Annotated in this window: 8 protein-coding genes (1 of these 8 cut by a window edge); all 8 read left to right on the plus strand. The window is 66.1% G+C overall.

What is annotated here, in order from left to right; genetic code table 11:
- Positions 1-13380: the 3' portion of a non-ribosomal peptide synthase/polyketide synthase gene (locus QX124_RS15040; RefSeq protein WP_315797575.1), read on the plus strand. 3027 nt of this gene lie to the left of the window's left edge; the window shows 13380 of its 16407 coding nt (coding positions 3028-16407); its start codon lies beyond the left edge, outside the window; the stop codon is at positions 13378-13380.
- A gap of 7 nt (positions 13381-13387) precedes the next feature.
- Positions 13388-14371: an alpha/beta hydrolase gene (locus tag QX124_RS15045; protein ID WP_315797576.1), complete on the plus strand. Its 984-nt coding sequence runs from the start codon at positions 13388-13390 to the stop codon at positions 14369-14371.
- Positions 14368-16101, plus strand: a complete 1734-nt coding sequence (locus QX124_RS15050; RefSeq protein ID WP_315797577.1) for a cyclic peptide export ABC transporter — start codon at positions 14368-14370, stop codon at positions 16099-16101. Before QX124_RS15045 ends, QX124_RS15050 begins: the two co-directional genes overlap by 4 nt.
- Before the next feature lie 196 nt (positions 16102-16297).
- The gene (locus QX124_RS15055) at positions 16298-17296 is read left to right on the plus strand and encodes a GNAT family N-acetyltransferase (protein ID WP_315797578.1); all 999 of its coding nucleotides are present in this window, start codon (positions 16298-16300) and stop codon (positions 17294-17296) included.
- Between the two features lie 19 nt (positions 17297-17315).
- Complete coding sequence (locus QX124_RS15060; RefSeq protein WP_315797579.1) at positions 17316-18647, plus strand: lysine N(6)-hydroxylase/L-ornithine N(5)-oxygenase family protein; 1332 nt, start codon at positions 17316-17318, stop codon at positions 18645-18647.
- A 198-nt stretch (positions 18648-18845) separates the two neighbouring features.
- Complete coding sequence (locus QX124_RS15065) at positions 18846-19199, plus strand: hypothetical protein (RefSeq protein WP_315739522.1); 354 nt, start codon at positions 18846-18848, stop codon at positions 19197-19199.
- Between the two features lie 314 nt (positions 19200-19513).
- On the plus strand, positions 19514-20764 hold the full coding sequence (locus tag QX124_RS15070; protein ID WP_315781202.1) for an ABC transporter substrate-binding protein: 1251 nt from the start codon (positions 19514-19516) through the stop codon (positions 20762-20764).
- Positions 20765-20882: 118 nt separating this feature from the next.
- Positions 20883-21707, plus strand: coding sequence for an AraC family transcriptional regulator (locus QX124_RS15075; RefSeq protein WP_315797580.1), 825 nt, complete (start codon positions 20883-20885; stop codon positions 21705-21707).
- The last annotated feature ends 198 nt before the right edge of the window (positions 21708-21905 follow it).

The raw sequence follows: 21905 nt of genomic DNA on the forward strand, positions 1-21905 counted from the left end.
GAGGCCGACTACGTCTCGCCGCAATCCCCGGCCGAACTGGAGCTGGCGGCGATCTGGGCTGAATTGCTCGGCCATTCGCGGGTCGGGCTGACCGACAACTTCTTCGAGCTCGGCGGCGATTCCATCATTTCATTGCAGGTGGTCGGACGTGCGCGCCAGCGCGGGCTTGCCATCGAGCCGCGCGACCTGTTCCGGCATCAGACGCTGCAGGAGCTGGCGCGGGTCGCGCGTCGCGATCGGGCCGTCGTTGCATCCGCTGAGCCGCTTGCGCGCGATGGCGATCCGGTGCCGCTGTTGCCGATCCAGCGCCGCTTCTTTGCCGAGGACGCCGGCGAACGGCATCACTGGAATCAGGCGTTGATGCTCGTGCCGTCGGCGCGGCTCGACTGGCGGGTGATGGCGCAGGCGGTCGAGGCCGTGGTGGCGCATCACGATGCCCTGCGGCTGCAATTTCGGCAAAGCGACCGAGAGTGGCAGGCGAGATACGGCGCGATGCCGGCGAGCGCCGATCTGCTCTGGATCCGCACCGTCGCCGATGCGGCTGAGATCACCTCGGCTGGCGCGACCGCGCAGGCAAGCCTGTCTCTGCAGGGACCGTTGCTGCGGCTCGTCGGCATGGACGTTGCCGACGGCAGCCAGAGGCTTCTCATCGTCGTGCATCATCTCGTCGTCGATGGCGTGTCCTGGCGCGTGCTGCTCGAGGACATCGCCTCGGCGTATCGACAGGTGGCGCAGGGCGCGGCCGCGATTGCTCTGCCTTCCAACAGCCGGTCCATGGCGTCATGGGGCATCAGTCTCGAAGACTACGCCGCCAGCGAGGAGCTGGCTGGTCAGCTCGACTATTGGAGACAGCGGACCGCCGCCGGCGACGTGCCATGCGACGATGATCACGGCGAGACCGATCGTGTCGCCGATGGTGAGGATGTCGTCGTGTCCTTCGATACCGACATGACCGGGCAACTGCTCAAGCAGGCGCCCGCTGCCTACAGGACCCAGGTCAATGACCTGCTGCTGGCGGCGCTGGCCCGCGCGGTCAGCCGCTGGGGCGGGCTCGATGAATGTCTGGTCGAGCTCGAAGGTCACGGCCGGGAAGACATTTTCGAGGGCTTCGACCTGTCGCGGACGGTCGGCTGGTTCACGACCGCGTTTCCCGTTCGACTCGCCGGCTGTGCTGGCGATAACGCCACGCTGATCAGATCGATCAAGGAGGAGTTGCGGGCCATCCCGGCGCGCGGGCTCGGCTACGGCGTGCTGCGCTATTGCGGCAGCCCCGAGCAGCGCGCCGCCCTGACGGGCGGAGCCGAGCCGCGGATCGTCTTCAACTATCTCGGCCAGTTCGGCGCCGGCTCTGACCTTGCCTTCGCGCTCGCGCCGGAAAGCGCGGGGCCGTCACGCAGCGCCAGCGCGCCGCTCGGGCGCTGGCTCAGCATCAACGGTCAAGTGCTTGATGGCCAGCTGAGGCTGACATTCAGCTTCGGCCGCCGACGCTATCGCCGCGCGACGATCGAGCGGCTGGCCGCGTGCTATTCCGCGGCCCTGCGCGAACTCGTCGCGCATTGCACGAGCGGCGTATACGGCCTCACGCCGTCGGACGTTCCGCTCTCAGGCCTCAGCCAGCCGGAGCTCGACCTGCTCGGAGCGTCGCGCGATTGGCGCGATATCGAGGATATCTATCCGCTGTCGCCGATGCAGCAGGGCATGCTGTTCCACGCGCTGCGCGATGGTGACAGCGGCAACTATGTCAGCCAGATCGCCGTCGACATCAGCGGTGCGGACGCGGCGCGATTGCGCGCGGCGTGGCAGGCGGTGACGGCGAGACACGCGGTGCTGCGGACAGTGTTCGTGTGGAGAGAATTGTCGGGCGCGCCGCAGCAGGTCGTCCACCGGCAGGTTCCTGTCCCCTTCGTCGAGGAGGACTGGCGCGACCGTGTGGACTCGATGGATCAGGCCGCGCGTGACGCGGCGCTGGCCGATGTGGCCGCAGCCGAATGGCGGGCCGGCTTCGACCTGTCGCGTCCGCCATTGCAGCGGGTCCGTCTCATCGATCTCGGCGGCGGTGTGCACCGCCTGATCTGGACACATCATCACATCCTGCTCGACGGCTGGAGCGCGGCAAGGCTCATCGGCGAGATCATGAAGCATGTCGGTGGCGCGTCGCTGTTCGCCCCACGCGGCCGCTACCGCGACTACATTGCCTGGCTGCAGCAGCAGGATCGCGATGCGTCGAGTGCGTTCTGGGCACGCTCGCTCTCGACGGTCGGCGAGCCGAGCCTGCTTGCCGATGCGCTGGGCGGGCCGCCCGCGCCTGCCGACGGCCATGGCTCGATCGATCTCGTCATCGATGCGGCGACGACGGAGCGGCTGCAGGTCGTGGCGCGGCGCGAGCGGGTGACCCTGAACACGGTCCTGCAAGCGGCCTGGGGACAGCTGCTGCGGCGCTTGACCGGCCAGGATGTCGTCTGCTTCGGCGCCACGATCTCCGGCCGGCCGCCTGAGATCGCGGGCGTGGAGGAGACCGTCGGCCTGTTCATCAACACCGTGCCCGTGTTCGAGGATGCAACGCCTCAAACGTCGGTCGGTGATTGGTTGCGCGGCTTGCAGGATCGCAACGTAGACCTGCGCGAGCATGGCTGGATGCCGCTCCACGAGATTCAGCGGCTTGCGGGCCGCGCCGGCCGGCCGCTGTTCGACTCCATCTTCGTGTTCGAGAACTATCCGGTCGACGCGGCGCTGCGCGATCAGGCCGGCGAGGGGCCGCGTGCCAGCCGCGCCGAGCAGATCTCGATCACGAACTATGCGCTCACGGTCGCGGTGTTCGTGACGGACAGGGGCATCCGGCTTGGATTCCGCTACGATCGCAGCCAGTTCGACCAGGCGCAGATCGAGCGGATACAGGCAGCTTTCGCCTGTCTGCTCGCGCGCATTGCCGACGACAGCAGCCGACCGGTCGCAGAGCTGCATGGATTGGACGCCGCCGCTTTGCATCGAGTGCTCGGCTGGAGCTCGGGACCTGTCGCGCGGACGGTGAATGACGACTTCGTCGACGTCGTGACGCAGATCGAGCAGCAGGTCGCACGGTCGCCTGCGGCCATTGCCGTGATCTCCGATCAGGAGAGGATCAGCTACGCCGAACTGAATGCGCGGGCGAACTGCCTGGCGCGACAGATCAGGCAATCCACCGTTGCTCTGGATGCTCCCGTCGGCTTGGCATTCGAGCGCAGCGCCGACCTGGTCGTGGCTGTGCTGGCCGTTCTGAAGGCCGGGGCCGGCTACCTGCCGCTCGATCCGGATTATCCCGCCAAGCGGCTCGCCGCGATGCTGGGCGACAGCGGCGCGCGGCTGGTGCTGACGCAGCCGCAGTTGCGTGATCGGCTGATCGAGATCACGGCAGGGGCGGGCGCCGAGTTGATCGCCGTCGGCGACAGACGCGCCTCGCAGGACACGGACACCGGCAGCTTGGATCTCCAGAGTCCGACCCACGCCGAGAGCCTCGCCTATGTGATCTACACGTCCGGCTCGACCGGCGTGCCGAAGGGCGTGGCCTGCACGCGTGGCGCGCTGGCGGCGCGGCTCGCCTGGATGCAGCGGGAGTACGGGCTCGATCCCGGCGAAACGCTGTTGCAGAAGACGCCGTTCAGCTTCGACGTCGCGGTGTGGGAAATCCTGTGGCCGCTGATCGTCGGCGCGCGGCTTGCGATTGCAGCGCCGGGCGCACATCGCGAGCCGAAGCGGCTGATCGATGCGGTCACTGCGCATGGCGTGACCACGCTGCATTTCGTGCCGCAGATGCTCGCGCAATTCGTGGCTGAGCCGGAGGTTCAGCGATGCGTGACCTTGAAGCGCCTGTTCTCCGGTGGCGAGGCCCTGCCGGTCCAGCTGAAGGACCAGGTCTATTCGGTGTTCCCCGCGATCCGGTTCGACAATCGGTATGGGCCGACCGAAGCGCTCATCAATGTCAGCTTCTGGCACTGTCGCGGGCCGAGCGGATCGGGCGTGCCGATCGGATTTCCGATCCCGGGCACGACCCTGCGCGTTGTCGATGCCGATCTCAATCCGGTCGCCGAGGGAACGACGGGCGAGCTCCATATCGGCGGAGACGGGCTGGCGCGCGGCTATCTCGGGCGCGCGGCGCTGACGGCCGAGCGCTTCATTCCCGATCCTTTCGGACCTCCCGGCGCGCGGCTCTATCGAAGCGGCGATCTGGCGCGCTGGCGCAGCGACGGCGCCATCGACTATGTCGGCCGGGCCGATCACCAGGTGAAGGTTCGCGGCTTCCGCATCGAGCTCGGCGAGATCGAAGCGCGACTCCTGCAGCAGCCCTCGGTCAGCGCGGCCGTCGTGATCGCCAGGGATTTCGGCGTGGGCCGGCAGCTGGTCGGCTATGTCTGCGGCGACGGCATGCTCGATGCTGCGACGCTGCGTGAGGCCCTGTCCGCAACGCTGCCGGACCACATGGTGCCCGCGCGGATCATGGTCCTCGACCGCCTGCCTCTGATGGTGAATGGCAAGGTCGATCGCACCGCGCTGCCGGCGCCGGAGGCGCGCGCTGCAGCCGAGGGGATCGCGCCGCGGACGCCGGCCGAGGCTGCGTTGGCCACCATCTGGGCCGAGCTGCTGCATCAGCCGGATGTCGGGATGACCGACAATTTCTTCGAGCTCGGTGGCGATTCCATCATCTCGCTGCAGATGGTCAGCCGTGCGCGGCGGGCCGGCCTTCTGATCGAGCCGCGGGACGTCTTCAAGCACCAGACGCTGGAAGCCCTGGCGCGTGACGCGCGGGTGATCGTCCGGCTGGAGACGACGGCAGAGCAGGGGCGCATCGCCGGGCCACTTCCGTTGCTGCCGATTCAGCTCCGCTTCTTCGAGCAGGAACTGGACGCTCCTGATCACTGGAATCAGGCTTTGCTGCTGCGGCCGCGGCGGCGGCTCGACTGGGACGTGTTGCGACGCGCAGCGGTGGCCGTCGTCGCGCATCACGACGCACTGCGACTGCGCTTCGAACGCATCGACGGTGTCTGGCGCGCCGAGCACGGGCCGGGGCCGGCTGTCTCGGACCTGTTGCGGTCGTGCGAGCTCGCCGACGGCGAGGCGGTCACCGCGCTCGCCGCTGAGGTCCAGGCGAGCCTCTCGCTCGCGCATGGTCGCCTGGTGCGGATGGTCGGCATGGATATGCCGGAGGGCGAGCAGCGCCTCCTGATCGTGATCCATCACCTCGTGATCGACGGCGTGTCGTGGCGCGTGCTGCTGGAGGATATCGCGGCTGTCTACGAGCAGCTCATGCGCGGGCAAGAGGCGACACTGCCGGCCAAGACGCACGCCTACGCCCAATGGGGCGCAGCGCTACGCGCACACGCGGCCTCGGATGCGCTGGTTGCCGAGCTGGACTACTGGTCAGGGCTTCGGCGGGCGGAGGACGTGCCACGCGATTCTGATCATGCGGATCGGGATACGATCGCCGACGCCGACGACGTGCCGCTTGCGATCGACGCCGAGCTGACCGCGCGTCTGCTGGGTACGGCGCACGGCGCGTACAGAACCCAGGTCAATGATCTGCTGCTGTCGGCGCTCACGCGCGCGGTGTGGCGGTGGTCGGGCCGCGAAATCATGACGGTCGAGCTCGAAGGCCACGGCCGCGAGGATCTGGGCGGCGGGCTCGATCTGTCGCGAACCATCGGCTGGTTCACGACTGCGTTTCCGGTACATCTGATGGCTGGATCGCAGCCACCCGCGGTGCTGATCAAGACGACCAAGGAGATGCTGCGGTCAGTCCCCAGCCGGGGACTTGGTTACGGCGTCCTGCGCTATCTGGGTTCTGATGCCCAGCGTGCGACGCTGACGACGGGAGCGCAGCCGCGCATCGGGTTCAACTATCTCGGTCAGGTCGATGGCAGCACGGACGAGACTGCGCTGTTCTCGATCGCGCCCGAGAGCGCCGGCCCGTCGCGCGCGGCATCGAGCCCGTTGCGCCACCATATCGCCATCAATGCGAGGGTGCTCGACGGTCGTCTGGAGCTATCGTTCGGCTTCAGCAGGAAGCGCTATCGACGCGAGACCGTGACCCGCGTCGCAGGCTGTTTCGAGGCGGCGCTCCGTGAGCTGGTCGATCACTGCACGAGCGGCGTCCACGGCGTGACGCCATCCGATGTGCCGCTGTCGAAGCTGAGCCAGGCCGAGCTCGACGCGCTGACGCTGGATTGGCGCGAGGTCGAGGACATCTATCCGCTGTCGCCGATGCAGCAGGGCATGCTGTTCCACGCGTTGCACGACGACGGCACCGGGGTCTACGTCAACCAGGTTGCCGCCGAGATCCGCGGTCTCGACGCCGGCAAGCTGCAAGCCGCATGGCAGGCGGTCAGCAATCGCCATACCGTGCTTCGCACCGGTTTCCTGTGGCGTGAATTGCGGGGACCGCCGCAGCAGGTCGTGCATCGCAGTGCCGACGTTCCCTTCGTCGCGGAGGATTGGCGGGAACGTGCGGCGCAGCTCGCTCCGGCCGCTTTGGATGCTGCGCTCATGGCGGCTGCAGACCGCGGGCGCGTCGACGGCTTTGATCTCTCGCGGCCGCCGCTGCAGCGCGTGAGGCTGATCCGGATCGCCGACGACCGGCATTGGCTGATCTGGACTCATCATCATATCCTGATGGACGGCTGGAGTTCGGCCCGCTTCATCGCCGAGGTGATGCAGCACAAGGAGCAGGCGGCGCTGCAGGGACAGCCGCCGCGCTACCGCGACTACATCGCCTGGCTGCAGGCGCAGGACCATGGTGCTGCGGCCGAGTTCTGGCGAGCGGCGTTGGCCGGGCTCGACGAGCCGAGCCTGCTGGCGCAGCCTGCGGTCGACGCGCGCATGGGCCATGGCTCGCTCGCCATGGCGGTGGACGTCGATCTCAGCGAGCGACTGCAACGTTTCGCGACCCGCGAGCGGGTCACGCTGAACACGGTGATGCAGGCGGCATGGGCGCAATTGCTTCGTCGATTCACCGGCCAGGACACGGTCTGCTTCGGTGTGACGGTGTCGGACCGACCCGCCGGGCTCGCCGGCGCCGAGGAGATGGTCGGTCTCTTCATCAACACCTTGCCGGTGGTCGACGCCGAGAATCCGCAGCAGCGGATCGGCGCGTGGTTGCGCGACCTGCAGGATCGCAATCTCGCCTTGCGGGATCACGGCTGGATGCCGCTGGCCGACATCCAGCGGATCGCGGGCCGGGCAGGGCGTCCGCTGTTCGACAGCATTCTCGTGTTCGAGAACTATCCGGTCGACGAGGCCTTGAGGACCAAGGATGGCCGCCTGAGCGTCAGCCGGACGAGGATCCTCGAAACGAGCAACTATCCGCTGTTCGTGAGCGTCGGTCTCGAAAGAGAGCTGCGGTTGGTGTTCAATTTCCAGCAGCAACATTTCGACGAAGTCGAGATCCGTCGGCTGCAGATGGCGTTCGTGCAACTGCTCGCGGCCATCACTCGCGATGCCGAGCAGGCGGTCGGCTGCATTGCGGCCGATGATTCCGCAGACATCGCGCTGCTGGCGCGGGTCAACGATTCGGCGGGGGCCGTGACGACACCGAGCGTCGTCGCTCAGTTCGAGGCGCAAGCAGAGCGCGCGCCCGATGCGATCGCGCTCGTGCACAATGAGGAGACGATCAGCTATGGCGCGCTGAACGCGCGCGCGAACCGGCTCGGCCACAGGCTCAGGGAGCATGGCGTAGGTCCCGACGTGGTGGTGGGGCTGGCGCTCGAGCGCGGTGTCACGATGATGGTGGCGCTGCTCGCGGTGCTCAAGACAGGCGGAGCCTATCTGCCGCTCGATCCGGACTATCCGGCCGAGCGTCTCGCGCACATGCTGAGCGACGGCGGCGCGAAGCTGTTGCTGACACAAGCGACGCTCCACGACGGGCTCGCGCCGGTGCTGGCAGGCGGCCACGCCCAGGCTTGGCTGCTGGACGAGGTGGCTGGAGAAGAAACGGTCGACGCAGGCAATCTCGACGTCGCCATCCATCCTGAAAGCCTCGCTTACGTCATCTACACCTCCGGTTCGACCGGCCTGCCCAAGGGCGTGATGGTGCGCCATGGCGCCGTGACGAATTTCCTGGCGACGATGGCTGAGCAGCCCGGCATTGCGCGCGATGACCGCGTGCTCGGTTTGACCTCGCTGTCGTTCGACATCGCGGTGCTCGAGCTCTGGCTGCCGCTGACGCGTGGCGCTCGGATCGTGCTGGCGGATCGCGCCTCGGCCCATGATCCGGCGGCCTTGAAGGCGATCGTGGCCCGGCAGGGCGTGACCATGATCCAGGCGACGCCGTCGAGCTGGCGCATGCTGCTCGATCACGACGACGGTTCGCACGGATGGCTGCCTCGGGGCTGCCGGTTGCTGAGCGGCGGCGAGGCGCTGGCTCCCGACCTGGCGCTCCGGCTGCTCGCGCTCGGAGACGAGGTCTGGAACCTGTTTGGACCGACGGAAACCACGGTGTGGTCGGCGCGCCATCGGCTCGATGCGCGCGATCCCGCACCCGTCCTGGGCGGCCCGATCGGCAGCACGACGCTCCATGTGCTTGACGGCGGTCTCAATCGCGCGCCCGTCGGCGTGACAGGCGAACTCTTCATCGGTGGCGAGGGCCTGGCCCGTGGCTATTGGAGCCGTCCGGCGCTCAGCGCCGAGCGCTTCATTCCCGACCCATTCGGCGATCCCGGTGCGCGGCTGTACCGGACCGGCGATCTGGCGCGGTGGCGGCCCGACGGATTGCTCGATTATGTCGGCCGCGCCGATCACCAGGTGAAGATCCGCGGCTACCGTATCGAGCTCGGCGAGATCGAGGCGCGGTTGCGATCACAACCCGGCGTGCGCGACAGCGTCGTGGTGGCGCAGGAACTCGGCAGTAGTCGGCAGCTGGTCGGCTACGTCAGCAGCGACGATGCGCTCGATGGTGCTGAGCTGCGCGCGCAGCTCATCTCCTTGCTTCCGGACTACATGGTGCCGTCGCGTGTGATGGTGCTGCCACAACTGCCGCTGACTCCCAATGGCAAGATCGATCGCAAGGCGCTGCCGCTGCCTGACACGCGGTCCGCTAAGGCGCAGCGCATCGCGCCACGCAATCCGACCGAGGCCGCACTCGCTGCGATCTGGGCCGAGCTGCTGCACCAGGTGGATGTCGGCGTCACCGACAACTTCTTCGAGCTTGGCGGCGACTCGATCATCTCGCTGCAGATGGTCAGTCGCGCACGCCGCGCCGGTCTCGAGCTGGAGCCGAGAGACGTGTTCCGGCTGCAGACGATCGAGCTGCTCGCGCCGGCTTGCCTGGTGGCGCGGAACGACCAGCCCCCGGTTACCGTCGCGCGCGGCGCATTGTCGGGACTGACGAGCGAGGAGCTCGCGCGGCTTGGTGTCGACTGGGACCGCATCGAGGACGTCTATCCGCTCTCGCCGATGCAGCAGGGCATGCTGTTTCACAGCCTGCGCGATGCCGGCAGTGGCGTCTATGTCAACCAGGTCAGCGTCGAGATCCGAGGGCTGGACGTCGAGCGACTGCGCAGCGCGTGGCAGGAGGTCTCTGCTTGTCATCCGATGTTGCGCACCGGTTTCCTCTGGCGCGAGCTGTCCGGCGCACCGCTGCAGGCGGTCCATCGCGAGGCGAGCGTGCCGTTCACGACGGAAGACTGGCGCGGACAGGCCGTCGATGAGGCGCGGCTGTCAGCGACCCTGGCCGCAGAGCGTGACGCCGAGTTCGATCTCGCGGTACCGCCGCTGCAGCGTGTCCGCCTGTTGCGGCTCGACCACGATCGCCATCGCCTGATCTGGACTTACCACCACATCCTGATGGATGGCTGGAGCTCGGCCCGCTTCATCGCCGAAATCCTGCAGCGCTATGCCGGGCGGGCGCTCACGGCTCGTTCGGCGCACTATCGAGACTATGTTGCCTGGCTTCTGGCCCAGGACGCGCAGGCGGCCGAGCGCTTCTGGCGAGGACAACTCACGGCCTTCGACCAGCCGACGCAACTGGCCGATGCCTTCGGCGCGCGGCGCCACGATGCGCACGGACATCGCCGCTGCTACACGCGGCTCGACAAGGATGCGACCGCGGCATTGAAGGCGTTCGCACGGCACGAGCGCATCACGCTGAACACGCTCATCCAGGGCGTCTGGGCGCTGCTGCTGCAGCGCTACACCGGCCAGCAGACCATCACGTTCGGCGTCACCGTCGCTGGCCGTCCGCCCGGTCTCGACGGCGCCGAGCAGATGATCGGCCTGTTCATCAATACGCTGCCGATGATCGAGGCGCCCCCGCCGGATGTTCTGATCGGTGACTGGCTGCGCGCCATGCAGGACCGTAACGCCGCGATGCGCAACTTCGAGCAGACGCCGCTCTACGACATCCAGAGCTGGGCCAGGCGTGCCGGCGAAACCATGTTCGACAGCATCATCGTGTTCGAGAACTATCCGGTCGAGCGTGGCCTGCTGCAGGGTGATGGCTCGCTTCAATTCGGCGAGCTGCGCAATGTCGACGTCACCAACTATCCGATGGATCTGTCCGTCTTGGTCGAGGATACGCTGCAGGTCGAATTCACCTATATGCCGAGCCACTTCATGCCGGATCAGGCGGAGCAGGTGAGGGCACAGTTCGAACATCTGCTTGCGGTCATGATGCGAAGTCCGGATGCCCCGCTCGGCGCGATCGATGCGGCGGCTGCTCAGGACGTGCAGCGAGCACGTGTCTGCAATGGTCGGGCGGCGTCTGCCGCGACGCGTCCGCTCGTGCACGAAATGATCGGCGGTCATGCACAGCGCAATCCTGAGCGTGTCGCTCTCACGATCGGCGGCAGCAGCGTCTCCTACGGCGAGCTCGATCGTCGCGCCAATCGGCTCGCGCACCATCTCATCGAGGCCGGGCTCAGGCCGGACCAGCGAGTCGGGGTCGTCGTCGAGCGCAACGACGCCACGATGGCAGCGCTGCTCGCCGTGCTGAAGGCCGGCGGAGCCTATGTGCCGCTTGATCCCGAGCTGCCGCCGGACCGCATTGACTTTGTGATGCGTGACGCCGGCATCACGGTTCTGCTGTCCGGCTCGCGTCACGTCGCCGCCATCGCCGGCGTTCGGGCCATCGATCTCGCCTCGTTTGATTTCGAAGCCGGTCCGCATCATGCGCCGGATCCTCATCTGCATCCGGAGAACCTCGCTTATGTGATCTACACGTCAGGCTCCACCGGGCGGCCGAAAGGCGTTGCGGTTGCGCATGGCCCGCTCGCGATGCATTGCAGGGCGACCGCTTCGCTCTACGAGCTCGATGAGCACGCAAGCGAGCTGCATTTCCTGTCGCTGGCGTTCGACGGCGCACATGAGCGCTGGCTCACGGTGCTGTCGCAGGGCGCAAGGCTGGTCATGCGCGATGCGGAGCTATGGACGCCCGAGCAGACCGTTGCGACGCTTCATGCCCAGCGCATCACGCACATCGGCCTGCCGCCGGCCTATCTCCAGCAGGTCGCCGAATGGGTGGACCAGACCGGCAATCCGCCGCCGGTGAGGCTGTATTCGTTCGGCGGCGAGGCCATGCCGAAGGCCGGCTTCGACAAGGTCAGGCGGACGCTGAAGCCGCAGATCCTGATCAACGGATATGGTCCGACCGAGACCGTCGTGACACCGCTCGTCTGGAAGGTCGACGGAAACACGGAGTGCGACAAGGCCTATGCGCCGATCGGCAGTCCCGTCGGCCGCCGCACGGCCTACATCCTCGATGCCTTCCTGAATCTCGTTCCAGCGGGCGCCGCCGGCGAGCTCTACATCGGCGGGTTCGGGCTCGCGCGCGGGTACCACGCCAAGCCAGGCATGACGGCGGAACGCTTCGTGCCGGATCCATTTTCGACGAACGAGGGCGCGCGTCTCTACCGCACCGGCGACCTTGCGCGATGGGATGCGAGCGGCACGATCGAATATCTCGGACGCAGCGACGATCAGGTCAAGGTCAGCGGCTTCCGGATCGAGCTTGGCGAAATCCAATCGGCTCTGCTGAGCGACCCAGCAGTCGCGCAGGCCGCCGTGCTTGCCGTGGTGGGTGCGGGAGGAAATCAGCTCGTGGCCTATGTGGCGCCACGGGCGCCAGGCGACGCCGCCGCTGCTGCGGCCGAGCGGCTGTCTGCAACGCTGACTGCCGCGCTGCGCCGGACTTTGCCGGCCTACATGATTCCATCCCGCATCATCGTGCTCGAGCGCCTGCCGACGCTGTCGAGCGGCAAGGTCGATCGCAAGGCGTTGCCCGCGCCGGACATCGCTGCCGCGGCCGCGTTCATCGCGCCGGAAAGCGCTGCCGAAGTCGCGATGGCGAAGCTGTGGGCGGAGATTCTCGGCGTCGCGCAAGTTGGCGTCACCGACAACTTCTTCGAACTCGGCGGCAATTCGATTCTCAGCCTCAAGGTGATCGCGCGACTTCGCCGCGACCCGGTCCTCGATGGCGAGATCAAGCTGCGCGATCTCCTGCAGAGGCCGACCATTCGCGCCTTGCTCGGCACCCCCGCAGCATCATCCACGCGGCCGTCGGCGCTGCTGCCCCTGAGTTCGCCGGTCGATGGCACGCCGCCGGTGTTCTGCCTTCACGGCGGATTCGGCACGGTGTTCGACTATGCGCCGCTGGCGCGCCGTTTGGAGGGACAGAGACAACTGATCGGACTGCAGTGCCGGACGCTGGTCGAACCATCCTTCATCGACCAGTCGCTGGCGGCAATGGCCGTGGGCTATGTCGATGAGATCGTGCGGACGCAAAGCAAGGGACCCTATCATCTGATCGGCTGGTCGCTTGGCGGACTGGTCGCGTGCTTGGTTGCTGCAGAACTTGAGCGGCGCGGTGAGCGGGTCGAGCGCCTGGCGCTGATCGACAGCTTCGTTCCGCATGGTGACGAGCAGCCGTCGCCCGGGCGGCATTGGACGGACGACTTGCTGACGCTGCTGTCGGTCACGGCGCCGGGCGTGCAGCCTTCAGCCATCACGTCGCAGGTGACGGCGATTCGTTCCGGCGATGTGCCGGTGACGGACGAGGTGATCCGGCGCCTGGTCGCCGATGCAATCGGCATGGCGCCGCTGCAGCCGCGCGACGGTCTTCTCGGCGTCGACGACATCGTCGCGGCCTTCAGGGTCGGGCGCCACCTCGCGCAACTGGCTCGGGCGGCCGAATGGCCGGCCGATCTCGTTGCAGCACCCGGCTGCTGGTGGACGTCCGGCCGGCTTCGACAGCGCGATCGGCTCGCGGCGCGGCTGCCGCACGCGGCGGATTGTGGCGTGGCCGGCGACGACCACTTCTCGATCCTTAGCAACGAATCCTTCCTGGCGGCGCTCGGCGCGTGGCTGGAGCCCGTCCGGGCGGCGCAGACATCGCCGGATCTGCAGCCCGAACCGGCTGAATGAGGTGATCATGAGCCTTCATCCTGATATCGCTGCACTGCTCGAGATGATTCAGCTCGGAACGGAATCCGGCGCGCGCATTCCGTTTCGGCAACTCACGCCGGCGCAGGCGCGTGCCGATTTCGACGCCTCCTCGCCGTTGCTGGATATCGATCCGCCGCCGCTCGCATGCGAGAGACAGCTTGTGCTGCCCATGCGCGACGGGACGGAGATCGCCGCGCGGCTCTATGCGCAGCGGCCGTTGGACGTCGCCGATCCGATGCCCGTGCTGCTCTACATGCATGGCGGCGGCTTCGTCGTCGGCAGCCTCGACTCGCACCAGCCGCTGTGCCGGGGTCTTGCCGATGACAGCGGCGCGGCGGTGCTGTCGATCGGCTACCGGCTGGCGCCGGAGCATCGGTTTCCGACCGCGTTCGAGGACTGCGTGGATGCGCTCGCCTGGATCGGGCGCGAGGGGCCTGCGCTTGGTCTGGACCCGCGGCGTGTCGCGGTCGGTGGCGACAGTGCGGGCGGCACGCTCGCTGCAGCCCTGGCGATCGCCGCGCGCGATGACCGGGCCTTGCCGCAGCCCGCTCTTCAGGTCCTCGCTTATCCCGGCCTCAGCCCGCAGCAGATCTCGGATTCCTACGAAAAATACGGCTCGGGCTATCTGCTCGAGCGCGAGACCGTGGACTGGTTCTTCGACCACTATCTCCCCCAGGACGCCGATCGCCACGACTGGCGATTTGCGCCGCTGGCGGCATCCGATCTCACGCGCGTCGCGCCTGCGCTGATCGTGCTCGCCGAGTTCGATCCGCTGGCCGACGAGGGGCGGGCCTATGCTGAAGGCTTGCGCGCGGCCGGGGTCGCCGTGGATCTGAAGGTCTATCCCGGCATGATCCACGAGTTCCTGCGCATGGGCAACGTCGTGCCGGACGCTCTGCGGGCCCGCGCCGACATCGGCGACAAGCTCGCTACCGTCTTCGGCATGGGAATGGGAGCTGGCGACCGATGATGACGTCATCCAATCCAGGACTTGCCAACGTCGGAAGCCTGCTGCGGCCTTATTGGTTGCTGCTCGTCGCAGCCATCCTGCTCGGTCTCCTCGGCGGCGCCAGCGTTGCGGGTCTGCTCGCCGTGGTGAACCGCGGCCTTTACGCAGGGCCAGGCGACATTGGTGGGCTGGTCGCCTCGTTCGCGGGTCTCTGCGTCCTGATCGTGGTCGGCTCCGTCGGCTCGGACATCAGCGCCAACGTCGTCGGACAGCGGATCGTCGCCTCGCTGCGCAAGTCGCTGGCCGCCAAGATCCTGATGGCGCCGATCGACCAGCTCGAATCCTATCGGTCCCACCGCCTCATCCCGGTTCTGACCAAGGATGTCGACGCCATCAGCGATTTCGCCTTCTTCTTTCCGGCCTTCCTGGTGTCCGGCGTCATCGTCGCCGGCTGCCTGATCTACCTGGCGGTGCTCTCGTGGCCGCTGTTCCTGGTCACGGCAGCCTTGATCGCGCTCGGATCGTTTGTCCATTATCTCGCTCGCAAGCGCGGAATGACGGGCTTCAATCTCGCGCGCCAATACGAAGACGACCTGCAGAAGCATTACCGCGCGATCTCCGACGGCGCCAAGGAGTTGCGGCTGCACCGCCCGCGCCGGCGCCACGTCCATGTCGATCTGATAGGGCAGACCGTCGACCGGATCGGCGACGTCCAGATCAAGGCCATCAATCTGCTCGTGACGGCGCGTGCGCTCGGGACGGTTCTCCTGTTCCTGGTGATCGGGACCACGCTCGTGCTGCGTCCGCTGCTGTGGCCCGACAGCCCGGCCTCGGTGTCCAGCGGCTTCGTTCTGGTGCTGCTGTTCATGCGCGGACCGATCGACCAGTTGATCGGTATGCTGCCGTCGCTCGGCCGCGCCCAGCTCGCGATGCGTCGGATCGCCGAATTGTCGGACCGTTTCACCACCGAAGAGGCGGAACTGCTTGATGATCCGGCCGGTCGGACTGCCGACCAGATTGAATCGATCGAGTTGCGCGGAGTCTCCTACGCATTCCCGGCGTCCTCATCCGAACGGCCCTTTGCCATCGGACCGATCGACCTTCGCATACGCCGCGGCGAGATCGTCTTCATCGTCGGTGAGAACGGCAGCGGTAAGACGACGCTGATCAAGCTGCTGCTCGGACTCTATGTGCCCGATCGCGGCGTGCTGCTGCGCGACGGCAGTCCTGTCGTCAGCGAGACCCGCGACGACTACCGGCAGCTCTTCACCACAATATTCTCGGACTATTTCCTGTTCGACACCCTTGCACAGCAGAGCAATCAGCGATCTGAGCTCGCACAGCGCTATCTCGACCGCCTCGAGCTTGCGCACAAAGTCTCCATCGAAGGCGGCGCATTCTCCACAACCGACCTGTCGACAGGCCAGCGCAAGCGGCTCGCCTTGATCAATGCCTGGATCGAGGGACGGCCCGTGCTGGTGTTCGACGAATGGGCGGCCGATCAGGATCCGGCGTTCCGTCAAATCTTCTACACCGAGCTGCTCGCCGACCTCAAACGTCTCGGCAAGACGATCATCGTGATCTCGCACGACGATCGCTACTTCCACTGCGCCGATCGGATCGTGCGCCTGCGCAACGGGAATATTGACGTGGGCGCCCCCTCCGAGCGCCGCGAGCCGGCGCGAAGGCAACGCTCGCTCACGCCGGCTCTGCAGGAGTCCATTGAGTCATTTGAGGCAACGAAGCCGTGATGCGCAGCTTTGTAGTTAATCTAAACGCGGTGCCTCGGACCTTCTTGTTTTCGTCGTGCCGGCCGATCTACATCCTGAACGGGAGTGGACAGGGATGACGCCCGTGCAGATCAATGAAGGGGGAGGGTTTCGCATGAGCGCGACCGCGAGCGCTGCAGGCAGCGCCCGGACATTTCCCGTCGCAATTGACGCGACAATGTCGGTCGTTCGCGACGATGACGGGATAAAGGTGATCGCGGATGGTGCGGCGCTGTTGTCGTTCCGGTCAGATGGCGAGCTGATGCGGCTGACCGTGCACGACGGCATCGGTGATTGGGGCCGCGTGTCGCGCGGAGTCGCGGCGATGGCCGAAGCGGTCTTCGGCTGGACGCCGTCGCTGGAGAGGCTCGTCCTTGCGCTCGACGACAATCCGGCAGCAGCATCGGCCTTGGCGAGAGACGGCCTTGCGGTGGTCACCGACGGCAGGTTGACGCTGCGTCCGGACATGGTGATGCAGCGACGCGAGAACTGGCTGACGGACGCCGCATGTCCGCCGTTTCCACTATCCTACACGATGACCGATGGCAGGCGCCATCCACGGCGACCGCCCAAGCCGGTCGGCACCGTCTACGCCCGTTTTATTCCCTGGCTGTCCGACGTCGTCAGTTTTCGCGTCGTCGACATCGCTCACGATCTCCCGCTGGTCCACCGCTGGCTCAACGACCCGCGGGTGGACTCGTTCTGGAACGAGGCGGGGGACATCCACGCGCACCGGCAGTATCTGTCGCGGATCATGTCGGACCCGCACATGGTGCCGCTGATCGGCTCCTTCGGTGATCAGCCTTTCGGCTATTTCGAGCTCTATTGGGCAAAGGAAAATCGCATCGCGCCGTTCTACGAGGCGGCGGACTATGATCGCGGCTGGCACGTGATCGTCGGCGAGGCCGGCTTCCGGGGCCGCCGCTTCATCACGGCCTGGCTTCCCTCGCTCATGCACTACATGTTCCTCGACGATTGCCGCACCGAGCGCATCGTCGGCGAGCCGGCGGCGGCGCATTCCCAGCAGCTGCGTAACCTGGATCTGGCGGGCTTTGCCAGGCTCAAGAACTTCGACTTCCCACACAAGCGGGCAACCCTGGTCATGTTGCTGCGCGAGCGCTTCTTCGGCGACCGGCTGTGGCAGCCGGCTCCTAAGGAAGCACCCATAGAAGCCTAGCGCGGACGGAGCATCACTCATGTCGTATCATCCTGCCCCTGAATATGATGTCGTCGGCGTTGGCTTCGGGCCATCGAACCTCGCACTGGCGATTGCACTCGACGATTGCGCCAGGCAGCAAAGCTTGAAATGCCGGTCCCTGTTCGTGGAAAGGCAGCAGGACTTCAAGTGGCATGGCGGAATGCTGCTGCCCGGCAGCAGCATGCAGATCTCCTTCCTCAAGGATCTGGTATCGCTTCGCGATCCGACCAGTCCGTTCACCTTCGTCAACTATCTTCACAAATCCGGCCGGCTGCTCGACTTCACCAACTGCAAGACGTTCTATCCGAGCCGGATCGAGTTCAACGACTACCTCCGATGGGTCGCCGGCCAGTTCAGCGCCATGGTCGCATATGGAGAGACAGTCGAGGCTGTCGAGCCCGTGCACGCCGGTCAGTCCGTCACCGCGCTTCGCGTGCTCACGCGCATGGCTGACGGGAAAGAACGGTCACGCGTCACGCGGCACCTCGTGGCCGCCGTCGGCGGCGTGCCGCACATCCCGTCCGTATTTCGAGCGGTCGCGATGGATCCGCGGGTCGTGCACACCAGCGGCTATCTCGGCTCGACGCTTGCGGCAGGATCGGACGGCCGCTCGCCGCGGGTGGCGGTCATCGGCGGCGGGCAAAGTGCGGCTGAGGTCACCCTCGATCTCAGCGAGCGGATTCCGGGCGCCCAGATCGATCTGGTCTTCCGCGGGCATGCGCTCAAGCCGGCCGACAGCAGCCCGTTCGTGAACGAGATCTTCAACCCGGACTACACCGATTATTTCCATTCGCGGTCCGACGGGCAGCGCGAGACAATCGTCCGCAGCTTCCGCAATACCAATTATGCGGTGGTCGACCCCGACCTGCTCGATCAGCTCTACCGGATGACGTATCAGCAGCGCGTTGCCGGAGCTCGGAAGCTGGCGCTTCATCCGCGCAGCGAGATCGTCGCAGCTCATGCCTCCCCCGAGGGGGTGGTGCTCGAGTTCAATAACAAGGACGAGGAGGTCCGCCGCCGAGCGGCATACGATGCCGTCGTGCTCGCCACCGGCTACGAGCGATCTCCGATCCCGGGGTGTCTCGATCCGATCAGCCGCTACATCGAGTCGGCGTCGCTTGATCGCGACTATCGTCTGCAGACAAGTCCCGCGTTTCGTCCACACGTCTATGTGCAGGGCTGCGCCGAGACCTCGCACGGCCTCTCCGATACGCTGCTCTCGGTGCTGCCGATGCGGGCTCAGGAGATCACGAAGTCGCTCGTGTCGACAACGGCGAGAGAACAGGACGCAGCGTCCTCGCATGACCGGGCCGAGCGCGTGTACTCGTGATGGAAAGCCGAATGCGGAGCCGCGACGAGCGCGCCGCGCGCGACGTCGTGGATTGAAGCCGAAAGGGCATCTTTGCGACGACCTGGCCGTCCCTGGCGTGTCACGGTCGAATTGTGATCGGGGGGCGCCGTGCCTGCAGCTGCTGGATGACCGACATCTCGAGTCGGCCGGCGGGCACGGTGGAGTGCAGGATTGGAAATGGGTGAGCCGCATCTGCCTGAGCGGGTCGTAACCTTGCTAGTGTCGAGTGAATACGCGCGGCTCGTCGGCCGGACCATGTCGGAACGGCTCGAATACATCGTCGACATCGCCTCGCTGCATACGCGCGACGAGTTGGTGCGGCGACTGGGACTCGGCCGCGTGGTCGTGCGCCAGGTCGAGAAATGGCTCGCGTTCCACGGACGCCGTCTACGGCATCCGAACGAAAGCATCGATATTGCCATGTGCGGATTGGAATTTCGGAAGCGGCGCATCCGGCGGTCTCGGGTGGCGGTACGATCGCGTCGGTTGAACTCTAAGACGATCCCAAGGGAGCCGGGCCGAGGCAGTTGAGTTGCCCGTGCTCTGCCAGCGCGGCCAGGCCGCTGCCACGCCGACGAAGCCCTGACGGGACCGCGATGCACGCGGAATGCATCACAGGCTTATCGCGTCGCATCATGGAAAATGAGACTCGTCGTCAAGGCGGAGGCCGGGCGGGTTGCGCCCGGCCTCGGCTCATCCGCTAGCCTCCGCGGTCGATGGGGGCTCACCGTCGCTCGTCAGAGATCACGCGAGGCGTCGGGAAGGTCCGCTGCCAACATGGCCAACAAAACAGTGGCCGGCACACGCTCGTGTGCCCCAGCAATGGGCGACAAGGGAGGAGTTCGATGCACATGCGAAGTGTAGGTATCGCCGTGTTCACGGCGCTTTTGCTGTCCGGCACGGCATTCGCGCAGGAAAAGATCAAGGTCGGCGTCACGGCGACGCTGGAGGGCACCTATACCGTGCTCGGCGAGGACGGGATGCGCGGCCATGTCACCGCGCTGAACGTGCTCGGCAAGAAGGTCGGCGACAAGGAGCTGGAGTTCGTCGTCGCGTCGACCGATGCCACGCCGGACTCGGCCGTCCGTGCCGTGCGCAAGCTGATCGAGCAGGACAAGGTGCAGATCCTGCTGTCGCCGCTGTCGGGCGACGAGGGCATCGCCGTCAAGAACTTCGCCAAGACGCACCCCGAGCTGACTTTCGTCAACGCCGCGTCCGGTGCGCAGGAGACGACCTATGTCGATCCCGCGCCGAACTTCTTCCGTTTCAACATGGATGGTGCTCAGTGGCAGGTCGGCCTCGGCAAATATGCCTATGAGACCAAGGGCTATCGCAAGATCGCGACCGTCGGCGAGGACTATTCCTTCATCTATACCCAGGTGTTCGGCCTGGCGCTGGAGTTCTGCGGCCTGGGCGGCAAGATCTCCAGCCGGCAATGGGTGCCGCTCGGCACCAAGGATTTCGCGTCGGTGATCGCGGCGCTGCCCGATGATGTCGATGCGATCTATCTCGGTCTCGGCGGCGCCGATGCCGTCAACTTCCTCAACCAATATCAACAGGCCGGCGGCAAGGCGCACCTGATGGGCGGCTCGATCATGATCGACCAGACCATCCTGTCGTCGAAGGGCAATGCCAAGAACGCTCTGATCGGTACGATTGCGGCATCGGGGCAGGCCGATACCTGGGAGGATCCGCGCTGGCAGAAGTTCGTGAAGGCCTATCAGGACTCGTTCCCGCCTGAGAAGCGCTTCCCGAGCCCGTCGCTGCTTGCCACCAACTACTATGGCTCGACCATGGCGTTGATCCTGGCGCTGCGCGAGGTCAATGGCGATCTGTCGAACAACCAGGCCAAGCTAAAGGCGGCGCTGGCGAAGATCGAGATCGATGCTCCCAACGGCAAGATCAAGCTCGACGCCAACCGCCAGGCGATCGGCACCAACTTCGTCACCGAGGTCGTCGACGATGGCAAGGGCGCGCTGTTCAGCAAGGTCGTGAAGGTGATTCCCGACGTCAACCAGACGCTGGGATACGACGCCGCCACCTTCGCCAAGATCGGCCTGCCGAGCCGCACCGTGCCCGAATGTAAGAAGTACTGACCTTCTGCAGAGAGCGACGCGGCTCGAGCGGGCTCGGGCCGCGTCGTCGCGTCTCTTGCTTTCTGCAAAACAATGATCGACGCTGACGAACAATAAGAACCATTTCGGTGAGGAAGTGATGAGTAGGGCGCTCGCCGTCTTTCATGCTCGCTTCGGCCGCGCGACGGTTTATCAGCTCAATCGGCCATTCAATGTGCATGCCCACCGCGAGGGACATCTGATCTTTCATGTTGGCGGGACGCCGGCCGATATCGACGTCTGCGATCAGCATTATCAGATCGGCGAGGACTGGATCGTCGCGGTCAATCCGTGGGAGCCGCACAACTTTCTGCCGAACGATGTCGGCAACGGCGCCATCTTCTTCGTGCTCTACGTCAATGCGGAGTGGTTCACGCCGTCGGCCGCGCGCGAGCAGGGCCTGCGGTTTGGTCGTACCTGCTTTCGGCGAACCGTCGCCCTCGATCGCTGCATTCGCCGCGCCGCAGCGTTGGTATGTGGCGCGCCATCGCTGGGTTGCCTCGACGGCGAGTTGCGGCAGCTGATCGACAGTTGCTACGAGGAGAGCTGGCGCGTCTCGGATCAGATGCCCGAGCGGCCGTGCGCGGAAGTGACGGATTTTCGAGTTCGCAAGTGCATCAAGCTGATGTCGGACAGTCCGTGCGCCGAGATCGAGCTCGATCACATAGCCCGCGAATCCGGACTGTCGCGGCCGCATTTCTATCGGCTGTTCCGTAGCCAGACCGGAGTAACGCCCAACCTCTATTTGAATACGCTGCTGATGGAGCGGGCGCTCGATGCGGTGGTGGCGACGGAGTCGCCGATCGCCGACATCGGCTTCGATCTCGGATTCACCTCCCAGAGCGGCTTCACGCGCTTCTTCGCCGGCAATGTCGGCATGGCGCCGACCGACTATCGCCGCGCTGCAAAAGTGCTGCGCGCCTGACGTGCTGCTGCGCGTCGCGCGAAAAGAGACTGTCGATCAAGTGCGCATGCTTGTCTGCCGCTACACTCTTCGGAACGTGATCCGGAAAAGGATCCGACGAGGGAGGACGAGCGATGGCCGGCACACCCGGCGATCTTCGGCTGAATGCGCCTTTCCGCTGTGATGACGGATCCGTCCCTCTGACCATGAGGGAGGGAC

Origin of the sequence: Bradyrhizobium sp. SZCCHNRI3043 (assembly GCF_032377735.1) — a bacterium.
Taxonomy (GTDB): domain Bacteria; phylum Pseudomonadota; class Alphaproteobacteria; order Rhizobiales; family Xanthobacteraceae; genus Bradyrhizobium.

Bases quoted from the DNA above. Each gene is read 5' to 3' on its own strand.
- QX124_RS15045 (WP_315797576.1), top strand. From the start codon at position 13,388: ATGAGCCTTCATCCTGATATCGCTGCACTGCTCGAGATGATTCAGCTC.
- QX124_RS15055 (WP_315797578.1), top strand. From the start codon at position 16,298: ATGTCGGTCGTTCGCGACGATGACGGGATAAAGGTGATCGCGGATGGT.
- QX124_RS15065 (WP_315739522.1), top strand. From the start codon at position 18,846: ATGGGTGAGCCGCATCTGCCTGAGCGGGTCGTAACCTTGCTAGTGTCG.
- QX124_RS15050 (WP_315797577.1), top strand. From the start codon at position 14,368: ATGATGACGTCATCCAATCCAGGACTTGCCAACGTCGGAAGCCTGCTG.
- QX124_RS15060 (WP_315797579.1), top strand. From the start codon at position 17,316: ATGTCGTATCATCCTGCCCCTGAATATGATGTCGTCGGCGTTGGCTTC.
- QX124_RS15070 (WP_315781202.1), top strand. From the start codon at position 19,514: ATGCACATGCGAAGTGTAGGTATCGCCGTGTTCACGGCGCTTTTGCTG.
- QX124_RS15075 (WP_315797580.1), top strand. From the start codon at position 20,883: ATGAGTAGGGCGCTCGCCGTCTTTCATGCTCGCTTCGGCCGCGCGACG.